General features: G+C 64.7%; 2 protein-coding genes. One reads left to right on the forward strand and one right to left on the reverse strand.

The annotated features are described in order from the left end of the window. Window positions 1–395: 395 nt before the first annotated feature. Entirely contained in the window at window positions 396–1280 is an 885-nt protein-coding gene (locus G0D83_RS00065) for an ArdC family protein (RefSeq protein WP_164188510.1), read from the forward strand. A 112-nt stretch (window positions 1281–1392) separates the two neighbouring features. On the opposite strand, the gene G0D83_RS00070 is transcribed toward G0D83_RS00065, so the two are convergent. Further along, the gene (locus G0D83_RS00070; RefSeq protein WP_164188512.1) at window positions 1393–1593 is read right to left on the reverse strand and encodes a hypothetical protein; all 201 of its coding nucleotides are present in this window, start codon (window positions 1591–1593) and stop codon (window positions 1393–1395) included. Window positions 1594–1732 lie beyond the last annotated feature (139 nt).

Raw genomic sequence — 1732 nt, forward strand, 5'->3', positions numbered from 1 at the left:
GATTGATCAGAGGAGAGTCGCGCGGGGCGCGCGCCTCGCGTGGGGCCGAAGGGCAGGGCAGGGGTTCGACGGGCTGCGCCCGCTCACCCCCGCCGTGGCATGATGCTGTTTGTTTGTCCGCCCAACAGACCGGCCTCGGAAAGTCAAAAGACAAGCGCCGCCGCTGGCGTCGTCTGCGCCGGGGCCGTGTCCTCGCGCTGCGCGCTGCGGGCCGCACCACCCCCGTCTTCGATCCTTTGACTGTCCGTGTCCGGTCCGTGGGTCGGGCTTCGCCCTCACCCACTCTGTCTGACCGAAAACATGCGTTTCCGGTCAGACAGATTGGCCGAGGCGCAGCCCATCGGCGGAAGGCGGGCTTGGAGCCCCCACCGTCTACACCACGAAGGAGGCCACAAATGGCAAAGGCGAAATTCGACGTTTACCAGCACGTCACCGATGAGATCATTGCGCAGATCGAGGTAGGCACACCGCCCTGGCGCAAGCCCTGGACCGGCGGCGCAGGTGGCGCGCAGATGCCGGCCCGCTTCAATGGCGAGGACTATCGCGGCATCAACGTGCTGATGCTTTGGGCGACGGCCGCCAGCAAAGGTTATGCCTCGGCGCGCTGGATGACCTATCGGCAGGCGCAGGAGCTTGGCGCGCAGGTGCGCAAGGGCGAGACGTCGGCCACGGTGGTGAAGTTCGGCACGGTCGAGCGGGAGAGTGACGACGGCGACGAGAAGAAAATTCCCTACTGCCGCGCCTACCGCGTGTTCAACTCCGACCAGATCGACGGCCTGCCGGAGGATTTCTATACCCGCCCCGAGCCGGTGCGGGATCTCGGCACCAAGGCGGATCCGGAGCTTGAGGCGTTCATCGCGCGCACCGGCGCGGCGATCCATTCGAGCCCGGAGCCGCGAGCGTACTATGACATCTGGGCGGATCACATCCACATGCCGCCGATCGAGACGTTTCTCAGCGCGCAGGCATTCTATGGAACCGTTCTTCATGAACTGACGCATTGGAGCGGTTCGGAAAAACGTCTCGACAGGTTCAAGCGCTTCTCCGACCGCACGGCCTACGCCTTCGAGGAGTTGGTCGCCGAGATCGGCGCCTGCATGCTCGGGGTGCAGATCGGCGTGGCGCCGGAGTTTAACCAGAGCGCGAGCTACGTTGAAGGGTGGGTTGCGGCCATGAAAGGCGACAATCGTACGATCTTCCGCGCAGCGTCGGAGGCGCAGAAGGCAGTGGACTTCATCCTGGCTCAGGCCGGGCGGAGCGCCGCCGAGCAGGTCGCCTAAAGCGCTTCCCAGCTTGGAGCTGATGATCGGGCCTCGCTCACGCGGGGCCCGCCAAATTTCGCGGGTTGGTCTCAGCGTCTGCGCCGCCGAGGCCAACCCGCGCGGGCCGGGTCTAAGCCCGGCCCGGGGAAGATGAGGCAGGGATCGGCTCCTCAACGATCAGGCCCATCTTGAAGGCGCCGGGTTTCTCCCAGGCAATTTCGGTCTCTCCTGTGTTCCACCGAAATCTCAGTCCCAGGAACTGTTCTTCTCCTGCGTCATCGAGGTGAAAAACTTTGGAGATCGGGAAGGCATAGAGTTTCTTTGCCAGCATGGTTCTTGTCCCAAATAGTTGAAGCCGGATAGCGCGCTATCCGGCCTGCCCGCTGGCGAGGCCGGGGGTAGCAAGGGCAGCAGAAATCGACAGGGTGGTGCGGCCCGCAGGCCCTCGGCCGAGGACACGGCCCTGGCTA

The sequence above is a fragment of the Salipiger sp. PrR003 genome (assembly GCF_010500785.1).
Lineage (GTDB): Bacteria > Pseudomonadota > Alphaproteobacteria > Rhodobacterales > Rhodobacteraceae > Salipiger > Salipiger pacificus_A.

What these genes read in the sequence shown, in the direction of transcription:
- G0D83_RS00065 (WP_164188510.1), top strand. Translation starts at nt 396, where the DNA reads ATGGCAAAGGCGAAATTCGACGTTTACCAGCACGTCACCGATGAGATC.
- G0D83_RS00070 (WP_164188512.1), bottom strand. Translation starts at nt 1,593, where the DNA reads ATGCTGGCAAAGAAACTCTATGCCTTCCCGATCTCCAAAGTTTTTCAC.